This is a genomic window from Bacteroidales bacterium (assembly GCA_023228145.1).
In the GTDB taxonomy this organism is placed as follows: Bacteria; Bacteroidota; Bacteroidia; order Bacteroidales; family CAIWKO01; genus CAIWKO01.
Map to the genome: position 1 here is coordinate 42,141 of JALOBU010000017.1, position 17,275 is coordinate 59,415.

The window sequence follows — 17,275 nt, forward strand, 5'->3', positions numbered from 1 at the left end:
TGTAAAGATGATGTTATCAAAAAGTACCATAAAATTCCTGACTTCCCTTGCTGTTAAAAAATATCGCAAGCAACAGGCTTGTTTTATTGCCGAAGGCCCTAAGATAACAGAAGAGCTCTTGGGCAGCAGTATTCGTGTGTTGCATATTTTTGCCGTTTCTGAATGGATTAAAAAAAATAAGCTTATCATACCACCAACAAACAAGGTGGTCGAAATAAATGAAGCCGAACTGCTTAAAATCAGCCAGCTTGACACTCCCTGCCAGGTGCTTGCCGTAGCTGAGATACAAGAAAAGCATTTTGATGTTTCGCTGGCAGAGAAAACGCTGATACTCACTCTTGATGACATTAGAGACCCCGGAAATCTTGGCACCATCATACGCATTGCCGACTGGTTTGGGTTTAAGCATGTGCTGTGTTCCGAAAAATGCGTTGATATTTATAATCCTAAGGCGGTTCAGGCAACCATGGGTTCTATTGCCCGTGTAGATGTTTATTATGAAAATCTGCAAAGCATATTTATGGAAAATAATAAGCGGCAAAAAGTTTATGGGGCTTTTCTTGACGGTGAAAACATTTATGAGGCAAGCCTGGAAAATAATGGATATCTTGTCATTGGCAATGAATCCTCAGGTATTTCAAACGAAATCGCCGTACATATTTCCAGGCGTTTATTTATTCCATCAGGAACAAGGGAGGGCAGGAAAGCAGAATCGCTGAACGCTTCTATGGCAGCGGCTGTCATCTGTTCGGAGTTTTTACGCAGGTCGTTATTAAATTCTAAAACTAAAAAATGAAATATTATATCATCGCCGGGGAAGCTTCGGGCGACCTGCATGCGTCCAACCTCATGCGTGAGCTACAGAAGAAAGATAAAAATGCCGTGTTCCGCTGCTGGGGAGGCGACATGATGAAAGCTCAGGGCGGCGAGATAGTGAAGCATATCAGCGAAATTTCTTTTATGGGTTTCGCCGAAGTATTGTTAAATCTCAGAACGATACTACGCAACCTTAGCTTCTGCAAATCAGATATCAGCAAATTCAGCCCTGATGCGCTCATACTGGTTGATTACCCCGGTTTTAACATGAAGATTGCTGCTTTTGCTCATCAGAAAGGCTATAAAGTGTTCTATTATATTTCGCCGCAGATATGGGCATGGAAACAGTCACGGGTTTTCAAAATCAGGAAGCATGTTGACAAAATGCTGGTGATACTTCCGTTTGAAAAGGATTTTTACAAAAAATTCGGTGTGGATGTTGAATTTGTCGGCCACCCTTTGCTCGATGCTGTTGAAAATTATAAAAATAGCAGCCTTACCCGTAATTTCAGGGAAGAACATAGCCTTGACGAAAGGCCTTTGGTGGCACTGCTTCCCGGGAGCCGTAAACAGGAAATCTCGCGCATGCTTCAACTTATGATAGCCATCGGTGAAAAGTTTAAAGATGTACAGTTTGTCATCGCGGGTGCGCCTTCTGTTCACAAAGAATTTTATAACCGTTTTCTCAGCAATACAGATACAAAAATTGTTTACGGAAGCACCTATGATTTGTTGTTAACTTCCGTTGCGGCTTTAGTAACTTCCGGCACGGCTACTTTAGAGGCAGCTCTGCTGGATGTGCCACAGGTTGTATGTTACAAAGGTTCCTGGTTTTCATACGTGATAGCCAGAATGGTCATTAAGGTGAAATATATTTCGCTGGTAAACCTTATCATGAATAAAAAAGTTGTTGCCGAATTGATACAGATGAACCTTACACAAGAAACCCTGGAGAAGGAGTTTGTTAAAATAGTATATGATGCAGGCACAAGTGCACAAATAAAAGAAGATTATGCCATGCTCCGAAAAGCGCTTGGTGATTCGGGAGCTTCAGAGAATGCTGCTAAAGTTATATCTTCTTACCTTCTGGGAGTTTAGCGGAAACAAAACTTTCTAAATATTTGTATTCGGGAGTAAACTCTCCATTATGCAATATCATTCCCTTTTTTATAGCCCTGGGGAGGTCAATATCTTCAAAGGTCATATTATAATCTGCATTGGCAATAGGTTTAATAAAGTTAAAAAGCATATCGCCAAAAGAATAAGAAGCGTCGCGCGGCAGTTCGCTGGGAAGTATAGACACGGCCATGTCAAGGATGCCTTCACCTTTAAAGCCCATTTTGTATGTATCAGTGCCGGGGTTGTAAACAAAAATAGGGTCTTCAATGTGTGTGCCGTCGTGTGTGCATTCAATTGAACCGTCGGGGTCGCAGGTTATATCGCCTATTACAGTGAGTTTGGGCTGCCCTTTTGAAAAAAGTTTTTTGAGGTATTCTTTGGTTACAATGCGGGGATACCTGTTATCCCAGTACATACAGTTCATAAGTATTGACATGTGTGGGACGTACTGTTCAAATTTGCTTTTATAATTCTGAGGATTAGCGTACAAGTCGTGAAGGTCGAAATCCTTTCCTTCTTTATGCTCGTAAATATCTTCTTCACTGAATACAACTTTGTAAATAATATTATTTGGCAGGTTATGCCTGTTTTTAAGTGAGAGGAGTTTTTCAGGGGAAATTTCCTTTACCGGCAGCAAACCGAGTATCTCCTGAGCTCCATTGGAAACATTGCCGTATCCTGTGAAGCCAACAACAAAAGGTTTCAGACCTTCAGTGAGTCCGTCTTCTGAAATTCTCTGGCCTATTGAAGAAATAATATCTTTTGCTTCTTTCAGCGAGGAATAAAGATGCGACTGTTTTATTCGTATCAGTTTATTGTCTGTGCCAAGTTCTTTAAGTCTTAATCCGCAAGCCCATAAACTGTTTATCATTCCTGCAAGGCCGGCATATCTGCCAAAGAAAATAAGGCGCTTCCCCTGCTCGTCAATTATTTTTTCATAATCAATGAGGTTGCATTTCAGCTCTTTCATTTTTCGAAGCATAGGCATATTGTATGGCTGCCCTTTGATGACATGAGAAAAGAATACATAGGTTTTTTCAGGCTCGAAAAAATTTTCGGGTATTTCTTTTATCCCCAAAATGATATCACATTTTTTTAAGTCTTTTGCGATTTTCGCACCTGCTTTGATATATTCATTGTCCGAAAAAATGCGTCTTTCAGAGGTTTGAACAATAAAATCAAGCTTGTGATGTTGTATCAGGCGTTCTATATGCTTAGGTGTGAGTGGTGTGCGTCGTTCCATAAGGTATTTGTCTTCGTGCCTGATGCCTATAAATTTACTCATAAATATTTTTTTTCTGCAAACTTAAAAAAATAAAACTGAAACAAAAAGTTTCTGATAAAAACACTTTTTTATTTAAAGTAATGTTACCTATAAAAAAACTCATTGCTCTGAAATTTTTGTTAATTTTACAAAATATTTTTGTTTTTTTAATAATTAAAACATTTTTTTAACGACAAAAATTATGAAAAAAAGCAGTCTAAAAAAAAGGCTGATAATACGTGAAGGCTATCATTTGATGCGTCAGCATGGATATCAGGGTGCTAGTGTTGATGAAATTGTTAAAAATCTGGAAATTCCCAAAGGTTCATTTTATTATTATTTTAAAAATAAAGAAGATTTTGCACTTGAAGTACTTGAGTATTACATTAATATTGTTGAAAAAAGAATAGAAAGAATACTGACAGACCCTGACATTTCACCTAAGCAGCGTATTATTAAGCTTTATTCCGATAATATTGATAATTATACAAATTTAGGCGGAACAATATATGGGAATTTTGCTGCAACCCTGATGTTAGAACTTGGCGAGAAAAACCAGCAGATAAGCGAAGTTGTAATGAAGTTTTATGAAAACATTAAATCATTACATATCATTTGTCTCAATCAAGCTCGTAAAGCAGGAGAAATTGACCGTAATGCCGATATCGAGAAAATTACAAAGCTGATTGTGTTCTCATGGGAAGGGGCAGTTCTTAGAGCCAATACTTTAAAAAATATAAAGTCCCTTTTTGTTTTCAGAGAGCTGGTAAGGGATTTTTTACTGAAATAGTATAACTTCACAGAAAAATTTTTTAGAAGTATTTGGCACATATATTGCTTTACCAAGAAAATAAATATTAAAAAAAATTAATAAAATTAGAAATTATGAAAAGACTACTTACAATTTGCATGCTTATTACTGCATTTACATTTGAAATGTATGCGCAGTCGAGTGTCGGCGTTTTTAATCAGGAAGGCGAAAGGTTTTGGGTGATAATCAGTGGTATAAAACAAAACGATACCCCCCAGACCAATGTTAAAATCACCGGCTTAACTGAACCTAACTACAAGATAAAGGTGATTTTTGAAAACAGCAGCCTGCCAGCGATTGACAAAATGATTTTCACCCGCGACGTAGATGGAAATTATTTAAGCACTAGTTATGAAGTTGCCAAAGATAAAAAGGGAGAATACAAACTGAAACTCAGCAGTTATGCTGAAGTGCCTGCAACTAACAACAATACACAATATTCAACTCCCCTTGTGTTAGTTGAAAAACCGGCAGCGAATACCAATCAGGTTACAACAAATCAAACAACAACAACTGTAGTAACAGGAAACACCAACAATGCCGGTGATGGGGGCTCCGTAAGTATTAATGCTGTTGACCCGGTTACCGGTGAAGTTATCAGTGTCAATATGTCGGTTGCAGGCGGTGTTGCCGGGACGGGCGGTGCTGTTACAACTACTACGACTTCAACAACAACTACTACGACAAATAATGTACAAACAAATACACAGATTCAGGAGCATTACGTTATGCCCGGATACAGCGGCCCTGTCGGTTGCCCATGGCCTATGTCGGAACAGGATTTTCAGTCGGCTAAAATGTCCATATCTTCAAAGTCTTTCGAAGACAGCAAACTAACCATGGCGAAGCAGGTACTTACTTCAAATTGCATGCTTTGTTCTCAGGTCAGAGACTTGATGAATTTGTTTTCTTTCGAGGCTACAAAACTTGATTTTGCAAAATTTGCTTTCAGCCGTGTTTTTGACCAGGGAAATTATTACAAACTTAATGATGCCTTTACATTTGAAAGTTCTATTGATGAGTTGAATGATTATATTAACGGGCGTTAAGCATATTTTCTTATTCATTGAGCCGGACTAAATTGTTCGGCTTTTTTATTTCTGTTTACTAATAAAAATTATTTATTATACCTTTGCACGCTGAATTACAATTTAACATTTAAACATTTATAACAAATACATTTACAGGAGGAAATATTAATGGTAACAAAAAACAAAAAGTATGTTTATTATTTTGGTGGCAAGAAAGCAGAAGGCAAAGCTGATATGAAAAACCTGCTGGGCGGCAAAGGTGCCAACCTTGCAGAAATGGTTAACCTGGGCTTGCCCGTACCTGCCGGATTTACTATCACAACAGAGTGTTGTACTGCATATTATGAAAATAATTGTCAGTTGCCAAAATCATTGTATGATGAAGTATGGGCTGATATGAAAAAGGTGGAAACTGAAATGGGAATGAAATACGGCGACCCTAAAAAACCGCTGTTGGTTTCATGCCGCTCAGGTGCCAGAAAATCCATGCCCGGAATGATGGATACAGTTCTTAATGTCGGACTGTGCACGGCCACCATTCCAGGATTGATTGAAAAAACAAAAAATCCTCGTTTTGTATGGGATTCATACAGGAGGCTTATCATGATGTACGCCGATGTTGTTATGGACAAAGCAGAAGGACTTGATTTGAATATTCGCAAGAAACTCGATGATATTCTGGATGAATACAAAAAAAGAAAGAATGTAAAACAGGATACTGAACTGAATGCTGATGACCTGAAATCTCTTGCCGGTGAGTTCAAGAAGGTCATTAAGAAAGAGATCGGAAAAGAATTTCCCGATGATGCCAAAGAACAATTATTTGGCGGGATCAAAGCAGTTTTCAAAAGCTGGAATGGCAAAAAAGCAGTTTCTTATCGCCGCATCGAAGGTATCCCCGATACATGGGGTACTGCTGTCAATGTTCAGGCAATGGTATTTGGCAATATGGGTGATACTTCTGCTACGGGTGTTGCATTTACTCGTAACCCCGCAACCGGCGAAAACCTCTTTTACGGTGAATGGCTTATCAACGCCCAGGGCGAAGATGTAGTTGCCGGCATCCGTACTCCCAATCCTCTGAATGACGATACCAAGAACGAACAGAATAAACACCTGCATAGCATGCAGGAACAAATGCCCTATACATATAAAGATTTATGCCGCATCCGAGGGATACTTGAAAAGAATTTCAGGGACATGCTTGATATTGAATTTACTATACAGGAAAGCAAATTATATATGCTGCAATGCAGAGTTGGCAAGCGTACAGGCACAGCTGCCCTGAATATGGCCATGGATATGCTGAAAGAAAAACTTATTGATGAGAAAACAGCAGTGATGCGTGTTGACCCGGCCCAGCTCGATGAACTCCTTCATCCGATATGTGACCCGGCTGAAGAGAAGAAAGTTTCAGTGCTGGTAAAAGGCTTACCTGCCGGTCCCGGCGCCGCTGTCGGACAACTGGTGTTTACCGCCGAAGATGCCGTAGCATGGCAACGCAAGGGCAAAAAAGTAATATTGCTTCGCGAAGAAACCAACCCTGAAGATGTGGAAGGCATGCGTGCTGCCGTTGGTATTCTTACCGCCAGAGGAGGCATGACTTCACATGCTGCCCTTGTAGCCCGTGGATGGGGAAAATGCTGCATAGTAGGCGCAGGGAAATTACATGTGAACGCAAATGCAAAAACTGCTAAGGTTGAAGGTACGAACGTTGTATTGAAAGAAGGCGACGTGGTTACCCTGAACGGAACAAAAGGTCATGTTTACCAGCAAGGGCTGAAACTTATGGATGCTTCTGAAAACCCGCTCTTCAGGCATTTTATGAAAATGGTTGACAGCTACCGCGAAATGGGTGTTCGCACCAATGCTGACACTCCGGCTGATGCCAAAGTTGCCCGTGATTTCGGCGCAGAAGGTATAGGACTATTCCGCACAGAACACATGTTTTATGGTGTTGGCGCTGAAAAACCTTTGCTGGCACTCCGCAAGATGATATTGAGTAACACCTTGGAAGAACGCGTGAAAGCACTCAAGGAACTGTATCCATATGTGAAGAAGGATATTAAAGCTACTTTGATGGCAATGGACAAACTTCCTGTCACCTTCCGGCTTCTTGACCCTCCTTTGCATGAATTCGTTCCTCAAAGCCCTGACAAACAGGCTGAACTGGCTAAAGAACTTAACATCAAAGTGGCAGATATAGTTAAACGCGGCGAATCATTGCATGAAAGTAACCCGATGATGGGACATCGTGGCGTACGATTAAGTGTTACTTATCCCGAAGTTTCGGAAATGCAGTTCCGCGCTATTTTTGAATCCACTCTTGAATTGCAAAAAGAAGGCTATCACCCAAAACCTGAAATAATGGTACCTGTGACATGTGAAATGGCCGAACTGGATGTTACCAAAAAAATTGCCGACAGGATATATGATGAAGTGTGTAAGAAATTTAAAGTGAAGAGCATCAATTACCTTTATGGCACCATGATAGAGATACCGCGTGCCTGCCTGCTGGCCGACAGAATGGCGAAAACGGCACAGTTTTTCTCCTTTGGCACCAACGACCTTACACAAATGACTTTCGGCTTTAGCCGCGACGATATAAACGGATTTATCAACGATTATCTGGACCAGAAAATATTATCTGCCGATCCGTTCCAGACAATTGATCAGGAAGGAACCGGGCAACTGGTAGAAATGGCTGTCACAAAAGGCCGTAACACGCGTCCGGATCTGAAGGTGGGTATTTGCGGCGAACAGGGCGGAGACCCTGCTTCTGTTGAATTTTGTTACCGGGCAGGCCTGACTTATGTCAGCTGTTCGCCGTTCCGCGTCCCTATTGCAAGACTAGCTGCTGCTCAGGCTTCATTAAAGTATGGTAAAAAAATTACCACTTCATTAAAAAAAACAAATTTGAATAAAAAAACTATTAAAAATAAATAAAATTATGGATTGCTGTTGTTCAAATAAAAAAGTTATAGATTTATCTCAATATGGGATAGATAATGTCAAGGAAGTATTTTATAATATTTCCTATGATGATTTGTTTAAACACGAAACTGATAATAATTTGCAGGGTTATGAAAAAGGATTTTTAACCAATACAGGAGCTGTTAATGTTGACACAGGCATTTTTACAGGACGCTCGCCCAAAGACAAATATATTGTTAAAGAGTCAGAGAATGAAAAAAACGTCTGGTGGGCCAGCCCTGAACGCAAAGGTTCTGACAACAAACCTATTTCAGAGGAAACATGGGCGCATCTGAAAGGCATAGCAAAGCAACAACTTAGCGGCAAAAAGCTTTACGTCAGCGATGCCTTTTGCGGTGCAAACAAAAATACACGCATAAAAATACGGGTAATAACAGAAGTTGCCTGGGCTTCACATTTTGTGAAAAATATGTTTGTCAGACCAACAGAAGAAGAATTGAAGGATTTTACCCCGGATTTTGTAGTGTATCATGCTTGTAAGGCTGTTAACCCGCAATGGAAAGAACAGAACCTCAACAGCGAAGTGTTTGTCGCATTTAACCTGAAGGAACGTATGGCTGTTATTGGCGGTTCCTGGTATGGCGGAGAGATCAAAAAAGGCTTTTTCTCCGTGATGAATTATTTTTTGCCACTGAAAGGCATAGCTTCCATGCATTGTTCAGCTAATATGGGTAAAGATGGAGATACTGCAATTTTCTTCGGCTTATCGGGCACAGGAAAAACAACCTTGTCGGCCGACCCGAAACGCTTCCTTATCGGGGATGATGAGCATGGATGGGATGACGATGGCGTTTTTAACTTTGAGGGAGGATGTTATGCAAAATGTATTAATTTGAGCAAAGAAAATGAGCCGGATATTTATAATGCAATCAAACGGGATGCCCTTTTGGAAAATGTTGTATTCGATGAAAAAACCGGCGCTATTGATTTTGCCAGTGCTGCCAAAACAGAAAATACAAGGGTTTCTTACCCTATTTATTTTATCAACAACATTGTGAAACCGGTTTCCAAAGGCACACATCCCCAAAATATCATTTTCCTTACCGCTGATGCTTTCGGTGTGTTGCCACCGGTGGCTAAACTCACTTATGACCAGACGATGTATCATTTTTTAAGTGGCTATACGGCTAAAGTTGCCGGCACAGAGAGGGGAATAAAAGAACCGACACCCACTTTTTCTTCCTGCTTCGGCGCTGCTTTCCTTCTGTTGCATCCCACTGTTTATGCTCAGGAGCTGGCAAAAAAAATGAAACAGCATGGTTCGGCGGCATATCTTGTGAATACAGGATGGATAGAAGGACCTTATGGTGTTGGGCGAAGAATTGACATACCTTCCACGCGTGCCATCATTGATGCAATACTAGACGGTTCCCTTGTTGATGTGGAATATGAAGATTTGCCCGTTTTCGGCTTAAATATTCCGAAAGCAGTCAAAGGCGTAAACAGCAAAATACTTAACCCCCGCAATATATGGGCTAACCCTGCCGAATGGGATGCTGCGGCAAAAAACCTCGGAGAAAAGTTTATTAAAAATTTCAACAGTTTTACAGATAACGTAGAAGGAAAGCGCCTCGTCTCCGCAGGCCCGAAACTTTAATCTGGCGTAGTAATTTATCTTAGAAGCATTTTTAACGAACCACTGATGGATTTATATCAGTGGTTTTTTTTTATTAGTTTTACTGATTATTATTATAATTTTACTTTTTTAATAAAATTAAACCTCAAAATATATGCTCGATAACATTAATCCTTATAAAACCTTGTTTCTTGATATAGAAACAGTTCCCCGTTGGGAAAGTTATAACTCCATGCCTGATAATTTTAAAAAATTATGGGACCATAAAGCACAATTCATTGCCGGTGGCAAAGAGCAAACTTCTGAGGAACTTTATGAACGTGCTGGTATATATGCAGAGTTTGGGAAAATTATCTGCATCTCATGGGCATATTTTCAGAATGATGTTTTGGTTGTGAAATCATTTTTTGGCGATGATGAGAAATATGTACTTGAAAAATTTAACGATTTATGCAAAGAATTTCCTACTGCGGGTACAAATATGTGTGCCCATAATGGCAAGGAATTTGACTTCCCGTATATTTCACGGAGGATGCTGATCAACGGTTATAACATTCCTGAAATGCTTGATACCCGGACTAAGAAACCCTGGGAAGTTCAATTGATTGACACTATGGATTTATGGAAATTCGGAGATTATAAAAGCTATACTTCCCTTGAACTTTTATGTGCATTGTTTGAAATACCAACACCGAAAGATGATATAAATGGCAGTGAAGTGGCTTCCGTTTACTGGAAAGAGAAAGACCTGCCACGCATTGTCAGGTACTGTGAAAAAGATGTTGTCAGTGTTGCTCAATTGCTGTTGAAGTATTTAAGAAAACCTTTGCTGCCAACAGAAAAAATTAAGTTCAGTAATGCATAACCAGGAAGAAGATGTTTTTTAATATTTTTTTTAAATAATACAATAAGAAAAAATTATGGGCGTTATTTTTTTAGTTAAATGTTTAACTAATTAAAATTGCCTATGAATAAAATCTCAACCCTCGAAGAAATTTTACTTTTTACTTACGGCGAAGCAGACGAGACTCAGAAAGAAAATATCATTCACGAAATAGAGTCGAAAAATTCTTTTCTTGAAGAATATACAAGACTGAAAAATACAAAAAAAATCATGGATGACAGTATGGTAAACCCGCCGGACTTATTGGTAAAAAACATCATGGCCTACTCCAAAGCGCTTGCAGTTATGGACATGAAAGTGCCCGGACTGAACATGATGATTCAAAATTAAGATAGAAAAGCCCTGCAGGATGCGGGGCTTTTTTTATCTTTGCAGAAAAATGCTTTCCCAGACAATACGATACAAGTTATTTATTGAATATTTTTCGGAGCACCAGCCACAGGCCGATACGGAGCTGGTTTATACGAGCCCTTACCAGTTGCTCGTAGCAGTAATCTTATCAGCACAATGCACTGATAAACGTGTAAATATGATTACCCCGCCTTTTTTTAAAAAATTTCCTAATGCCATTGCGCTGTCGAAAGCAAAAGAGAAAGAAATTTATGAGTTGATAAAAAGTTGTTCATACCCGAACAACAAAGCTAAAAACCTGCTGGGGATGGCACAGATGCTGGTAAAGGTATTTAAAGGCATCGTTCCCGAAGATGTCGATAAATTACAGAAATTGCCCGGTGTTGGCCGTAAAACGGCAAATGTGATAGCCTCGGTGGTTTTTAAGAAACCCGCCATGGCAGTAGATACTCATGTTTTTAGGGTGGCAGCCCGCATCGGTTTGGCAGAGAATGCAAAAACCACGCTGGAAACAGAAAAACAACTGGTAAAAAACATACCGGAGAAACATATTTCCATTGCACATCATTGGCTGATACTGCATGGCAGGTATATCTGTAAAGCGCGTAAACCACTTTGCGATATTTGCGGGATTACCGGTTTTTGTAAATACTTTAATTCTTCAAAATAATTTCCAACACCTGTCTGCCAGCAGGACAGGGATACCAAGGACAAATGCAGATTTAATCAGTAAAAAATCAGCGAAACTGAGACAAAAACATTGTTTAATAAATATATATGAATATAGATTACTTTAAAGAGTTTAACGTGGCAGTTACCATCTGTGACAATAACGGCATTATTGTTTACATGAATGATAAATCAAAGATGACTTTTCAAAAACACACTGGGGATACGCTTATCGGGCAAAGCATTTTTGACTGTCACCCTGAAAAAGCTGCTGCTAAAATAAAGGAGTTGCTTCGTACAAAAAAAAGTAACACATATACCATACGAAAAAAAAATGTCAGAAAATTAATACATCAACTTCCGTGGTATGAAAATAATGAATGTAGAGGCCTGGTGGAATTGTCTGTTGAAATTCCGGAAACATTGCCTGAGTATATCAGGGATTAGTTAAATATTACCACTTTTTTCGTTGATGACACTCCCTCGCAATCTGCTTTAATAAAATAAGTTCCGGAAACCAATTTTGACACATCTACACTTAGCAAATCACCAGGCTTGTCAAAAGTTGTTTCTACAACAAGCTTTCCCACAATATTAAAAATTCTGATACACAGTTTACCCTTTAAATTGTAAGTGGAAATAGAAAGCTTGTCTGTTGCAGGGTTAGGGTACACTTTAAAAAGCCGGTGCTTGTCTTTTTCAGAAATTGCTGCGGCATAATCTAATGATGTTTCCCAAATACCGCGCCCATAGGTAGCTGCGCGTATCATCCCCGATGCATAATTTATTTCTAATTCACTGATTCTGACATTGGGCAGGTCGGTATTGTGGGGCACCCATCCTGTCAGCGTGCTGTCGGTGTAAAAAATACCCGTTTCAGTTCCGAGAAACAAAGCGTCTTTAAGGTTTTTGTGGTGTGCGATACAGTTAAAGCCCATATTGGTGAGGTTACCAGTTATATCTTCAAAATTTCCGCCGGCATTTTCCGAATATAATACTTTATCGCCATAATATGAAGTGAGTGTAAGCCATAAACGTTCGGGGTTATACTCATCAATAGCGATGCCTGAGATATAATATCCATTTGATGGGTTAAAAGTATTCCAGTCAGTTCCTCCGTTTTCTGAAACGTAAAGGTTTTCGTTTTCAGCAGCATAAATATAATTCGGGTCAGAAGGTGCGATGGCAAGTTTGCTGATAGTCAATCCACCTGTCAGGTTGCTGGTCAGTTGTGTCCATGAAGCAGCACCATCTGTTGTTTTGTATATTTCCTGGTATCCGGCTAAAAGGGTCTGATTATCTGCCGGGTACATAACATACGGCGTAACCCATCCGCCGTCAAGAGTATCATAAGGTTTTGCTCCGAAAAAGATATCTCCTCCATCCATAGATTTGAGAATGCCTCCCATCTGGTACGAAACATATATCGTCTGAGGGTTTGCATTACTGATAATGGTTTCCATGCCATCTGCACCGAAAACATGTGTCCATGAGCCGTTATCGTATTTGTTTGAGCCTACATCCTGAGCTCCGGCGGTTATCAGGCCGGGCTCTGTTTCGCATCCGCTCATGGCATAAAACTGCGAAATACCTAAGCCTGCACTGAGGTCGCTCCAACTATTTCCGTAATCGTGTGATACAAAAACTCCTCCATCGCTGCCACAATACAGGCTGTTGCCGTAAAAATTCAGCGAATGGATGTCGCAGTGAATGTAAATATAAGGGCTATCGGTGTACCACATTGTATTTACAAAAAATGTTGTGCCACCGTCCACGGATTTCCATACGTTGATGCCCCCAATAAAAACATGATTGGCATTTTCGGGAGAAACAGCAATGGCAAGGTCGTACCATGCCTGTCCTGCAGAATCAGCACCATACTCATCATATCCTAAAATGTTAGGCGAAAAACAACGCCCGCTAAATGTTTCGCCGGAGTTCTCCGAACGATAAACGCCTTCAAAAGTATTATCCGGACGGGATACAACAACGTACACATAGTCAGCATTTGCCGGTGTAACATCGAATTCTATCCTCACCGTGTCGTTAGGTAGCGTTGTCAAATGTTTTTGGAAGGTGTTGCCACCATTAACAGAACGTATAAAATAATTTCCGCTGCCGTATATCACCGTGGTATCGTTAGGCTTGAATTTCAGGTCTCTAACTTCGCCGCTGTAAATCTTTTGCCAGCTGCTTCCTCCGTTTTTTGAGCGATAAACACCATCGGAGGCGGCGGCAAACATTTTGGATGGGTTCAACGGATTGATAAGTAATTTATTTATACTACGGTTTGAGGGGTTGAAATTTAACCCACCGGGTTGCCAAGTGTTTCCTCCGTCTGTGGATTTATAAATTCCTGTGCCTCTTGAGTCCCATGCATCCCTGTCGCCCGTGCCAATGAAAATGGTGTTTGGCTCGTTGGGGTGTATGGCAATAGCTGAAGTCCCCAGCACGCTCATGGTGTCGAAAGTGGTATTCCACGACTGACCGCAGTCGTTGCTTTTCCAAATACCTCCTGAAGGGGCTGCCGCGTAAATAATATCGGTATCTGTCATGTCAACAGTAACGGCATTGATGCGCCCGTTGCCGGGGTTATAACCGCTTAGGCCATTTGTCCATGTCGTAATTCCCAGGGGCGTCCATGGTGAACCGGCTCTTGATTTTTCTTCCAGGGAGAGGGTGCTGAGAAACTTTTTGTATTCATCATAATATTTTGATGGCGAAGGAATAATGCCATCGGGATAACATTTCGGCGTCATTTCATATTCCCAGCGTTTAAATTGCTTAAACCCTTTGCCGCGTTCATAAGGCCTGTCACCCCAATATTTATAAAATGCCTGCTGAATATCATAAAAGTTTGCCTCGCTTTTGTTCTTTTCGAGGTATGGTGAACGCATCCACGGCTGAGCTTGTACAACGGCGAAAAAGAAAGTGCATATAATTATAGTGATGAGTGTTTTCATAAAATGAATATAAGATAACAAAATTACTGAAATTTTACATTTTTTGTTTTACAAAATATTTAATAGCGAAACTTATCCTATTGAGAAAATGCTTTTAACTTTGCTAAGAAATTCTAAAAAAAATATTTATGCCAGGAAAAACCTATGCCGAAAAAATTCTGGGCGCCGATTGCGGAAGCATCGTTTTTAAAAAGCCCGACATTGTGCTCTCGCACGACAATACCGCCAGTATACATGCCACATTTACAAAAATGGGTGGCGATAAGGTAGCTTTTCCCGACCAGCTGCTCATAGTGTTGGACCATAATGCCCCGCCAACCAACGTCAAACTTGCCAATGACTACCAGAAGATAAGAGACATTGTGGCAAAACAAGGCATCAAAAAGTTTCATGATGTCGGAGACGGTATTTGCCATCAGTTGATGTCGCTGTATGCCCGGCCCGATATGCTCATTGTGGGCAGCGATAGCCATACATGTACCGCTGGAGCTTTCAACGCATTTTCAGCAGGTATTGACCGTACAGAAACTGCGGGCTTATGGAAGCAGGGCGAGACATGGTTTCGTGTACCCGAATCGGTAAAAATTACTTTAAAAGGAAAACTGAATCCCGGTGTTTATGCAAAAGATGTTGCTCTCTGGATTATTGGCATGATGGGTTCTGACGGAGCCGATTATATGTCTATTGAATATCATGGCGATGGCGTTAAATCCCTGAGCATTTCAGACAGGATGACTATCGCGAACCTTGCTTCCGAAATGGGTGCTAAAAATGCTGTATTTCCCGCCGATGAAGTGCTGTGGGATTTTATAGGAACAAAAACTGAAGGCACCTGGGCCGATGCAGACGCAAAATATCTAAAAGAGTTTGAAATCAATCTTGAGGAATTATTCCCTGTGGTTGCGGCTCCGCATCATGTGGATAATGTAAAAGCGGTTTCAGAAGTTCAGGGAACAAAACTGAACCAGGCTATCGTTGGCACATGCACCAACGGGCGTATTGAAGATATTCGCATTGCAGCAGGAATATTAAAAGGAAAGAAAATTCCTGCAGGGTTTCAGCTGCTTGTGATTCCTGCTTCTATGGAAATTTATAAAACGGCTATGAAGGAAGGACTTGTGACTGACCTGCTCGAAGCGGAAGCCAATTTTCTGTCGCCATCCTGCGGGCCTTGCCTGGGAACAGGGCAGGGGATACCCGCTGATGGATACAATGTGATTTCCACTGCAAACCGTAACTTCCTCGGGCGCATGGGCAACGAAAAAGCAAATATCTACCTTGCTTCTCCCGCAACGGTAGCTTTTTCCGCATTGAAAGGCGAAATCACCGACCCCAGAGGCCTTGCCGCAAATGATAAATTCCCCTATACAAAAGAACAAAGCCACACCGTGCAGGTGCAAAAGGGCGAAGATCGTTTTTACAAAGGTGTTTGGGCTTATAATGATATTGACAACATGAATACCGACCAGATGTTTGCCGGCAACCTTACGTACAATATCAACAGTTCCGAAGGCGAAAAGATTATGCCTTATCTTTTCAAAGGCGTGGACGAAAGCTTTGCTGAACGGGTAAAATCCTGCGATATTGTGATGGCAGGGTTGAATTTTGGCTGCGGAAGCTCACGCGAACATCCGGCTGTAGGGCTTTCTTTTGCGGGAGTGCAGGCAGTTATCTGCAAATCGGTGAACCGAATATTTTATCGTTCTGCCGTAAACCAGGGCTTACCTATTCTAGTGGTTCCCGAAGCAGTGGACAACTATAAAAAAGGCGACAGTGTGAAGGTGGATATGGTCAGAGGCATTATCATCATTGCCGGAAAAGACTATAATTTTAATGCGCTGCCTGATAAGCTGATGAATATTTTCAAGGCCAAAGGGCTTGTGAATTATGTGAAGGGATGAAGTGCCCGACGTACATGAAGATTATAGCGCTTGAAGTTATGCATAATTCGAATTGAAATTAAGTCATTAGTTGGATTAGCAATATTTTTATTTAAACTCTATAGGATAATTTCTTTTGGTATTTTTTGGTTTTTTCTGACTTTATCCATTGAATCCGGCATTATCCCGATTACGGATCTTATATTTGAACACAGAGTTTACCTGTCTTCGGTTGGATTCTTCATCGTTGTAAGTGTAGTAATTTTTAAATTTTTAAGTAATAAAAAAATATTGCTCTAATAATTTTAATTCTGATGGCGGGAGCCTGTTAGGTTCTCACGTACGAAAGAAATAAAGTCTGGAAAGATGATATTACTTTGTGGAATGATGCAGTATCAAAATCGCCCAATAAAGTAAGGCCATATGCTAACCGTACGGCAGCTTATACAATGATTAACCGTTGTAACAAAACCCTTGTGGATTATGCAAATGTTATTGAAATAGATTCGTTGTCTTCTATTGCATATTATAATCGAGGCTATGCCTGCAATAAACTGAAACTATGGAATGATGCCATTGCCGACTATGATAAGGCAACTGAATTGAACCCCGTAACCCCGGATATACTAAAGCAATTGTTAATCGGGATATTGCATATAAAAACCTAAACAGCACCAAAAACAATAAATGATTACTAATGCATCATTTTCAATATGGAACAATTTGATTTATTCAGGCCGCTAAATTCTAATTTAAAAGTATAAATTCCTTCCGGTAATTTGTTTCCCGGAAAATCAACACTGTACTTGCCTGCGCTCTGGGTTTGATTTATAAAATCAGTTACCAGTTCACCTAACACATTGTAAACTTTCAGGCTCACTCCTCCGCTTTCAGGCA

The 17,275-nt window shown here is 40.4% G+C and carries 15 protein-coding genes; 12 read left to right on the top strand and 3 right to left on the bottom strand.

What is annotated here, in order from left to right:
• Positions 1-7 precede the first annotated feature (7 nt).
• A complete protein-coding gene (locus M0R16_09385; protein ID MCK9613093.1) occupies positions 8-796 on the top strand; it encodes an RNA methyltransferase in 789 nt (262 codons plus the stop codon).
• The gene (lpxB, locus tag M0R16_09390) at positions 793-1,914 is read left to right on the top strand and encodes a lipid-A-disaccharide synthase (GenBank protein MCK9613094.1); all 1,122 of its coding nucleotides are present in this window, start codon (positions 793-795) and stop codon (positions 1,912-1,914) included. The genes M0R16_09385 and lpxB overlap by 4 nt, the downstream gene beginning before the upstream one ends.
• On the opposite strand, the gene M0R16_09395 is transcribed toward lpxB, so the two are convergent.
• Positions 1,886-3,220: a bifunctional lysine ketoglutarate reductase /saccharopine dehydrogenase family protein gene (locus M0R16_09395; protein ID MCK9613095.1), complete on the bottom strand. Its 1,335-nt coding sequence runs from the start codon at positions 3,218-3,220 to the stop codon at positions 1,886-1,888. The genes lpxB and M0R16_09395 overlap by 29 nt on opposite strands.
• Positions 3,221-3,401: 181 nt before the next feature.
• Between M0R16_09395 and M0R16_09400 the strand changes: the two genes are divergently transcribed.
• The 8 genes from M0R16_09400 (at position 3,402) to M0R16_09435 (ending at position 11,982) form a co-directional block, all read left to right on the top strand.
• Positions 3,402-3,989 carry a TetR/AcrR family transcriptional regulator gene (locus M0R16_09400; protein ID MCK9613096.1) on the top strand — a complete coding sequence of 196 codons (588 nt, stop codon included), beginning with the start codon at positions 3,402-3,404 and terminating at the stop codon, positions 3,987-3,989.
• Positions 3,990-4,084: 95 nt separating this feature from the next.
• Positions 4,085-5,059 (top strand): DUF4476 domain-containing protein, encoded by a 975-nt coding sequence (locus M0R16_09405; GenBank protein MCK9613097.1) that lies wholly within the window; start codon positions 4,085-4,087, stop codon positions 5,057-5,059.
• 150 nt (positions 5,060-5,209) lie between these two features.
• Entirely contained in the window at positions 5,210-7,987 is a 2,778-nt protein-coding gene (gene ppdK, locus M0R16_09410; GenBank protein MCK9613098.1) for a pyruvate, phosphate dikinase, read from the top strand.
• Between the two features lie 4 nt (positions 7,988-7,991).
• Positions 7,992-9,632: a phosphoenolpyruvate carboxykinase (ATP) gene (pckA, locus tag M0R16_09415; protein MCK9613099.1), complete on the top strand. Its 1,641-nt coding sequence runs from the start codon at positions 7,992-7,994 to the stop codon at positions 9,630-9,632.
• Between the two features lie 133 nt (positions 9,633-9,765).
• Positions 9,766-10,476: a ribonuclease H-like domain-containing protein gene (locus M0R16_09420; GenBank protein MCK9613100.1), complete on the top strand. Its 711-nt coding sequence runs from the start codon at positions 9,766-9,768 to the stop codon at positions 10,474-10,476.
• A 102-nt stretch (positions 10,477-10,578) separates the two neighbouring features.
• On the top strand, positions 10,579-10,845 hold the full coding sequence (locus M0R16_09425; GenBank protein ID MCK9613101.1) for a hypothetical protein: 267 nt from the start codon (positions 10,579-10,581) through the stop codon (positions 10,843-10,845).
• 19 nt (positions 10,846-10,864) lie between these two features.
• On the top strand, positions 10,865-11,536 hold the full coding sequence (gene nth, locus M0R16_09430; GenBank protein MCK9613102.1) for an endonuclease III: 672 nt from the start codon (positions 10,865-10,867) through the stop codon (positions 11,534-11,536).
• 107 nt (positions 11,537-11,643) lie between these two features.
• A complete protein-coding gene (locus M0R16_09435; GenBank protein MCK9613103.1) occupies positions 11,644-11,982 on the top strand; it encodes a PAS domain-containing protein in 339 nt (112 codons plus the stop codon).
• Here the strand turns inward: M0R16_09435 and M0R16_09440 are convergent.
• Positions 11,979-14,498 carry a T9SS type A sorting domain-containing protein gene (locus tag M0R16_09440; protein MCK9613104.1) on the bottom strand — a complete coding sequence of 840 codons (2,520 nt, stop codon included), beginning with the start codon at positions 14,496-14,498 and terminating at the stop codon, positions 11,979-11,981. The genes M0R16_09435 and M0R16_09440 overlap by 4 nt on opposite strands.
• 128 nt (positions 14,499-14,626) lie before the next feature.
• Between M0R16_09440 and M0R16_09445 the strand changes: the two genes are divergently transcribed.
• On the top strand, positions 14,627-16,399 hold the full coding sequence (locus tag M0R16_09445; GenBank protein MCK9613105.1) for an aconitase/3-isopropylmalate dehydratase large subunit family protein: 1,773 nt from the start codon (positions 14,627-14,629) through the stop codon (positions 16,397-16,399).
• A gap of 356 nt (positions 16,400-16,755) precedes the next feature.
• Positions 16,756-17,046 (top strand): hypothetical protein, encoded by a 291-nt coding sequence (locus M0R16_09450; GenBank protein ID MCK9613106.1) that lies wholly within the window; start codon positions 16,756-16,758, stop codon positions 17,044-17,046.
• Between the two features lie 26 nt (positions 17,047-17,072).
• On the opposite strand, the gene M0R16_09455 is transcribed toward M0R16_09450, so the two are convergent.
• On the bottom strand, positions 17,073-17,275 hold a 203-nt coding region (locus M0R16_09455), incomplete at its 5' end, for a hypothetical protein (protein MCK9613107.1).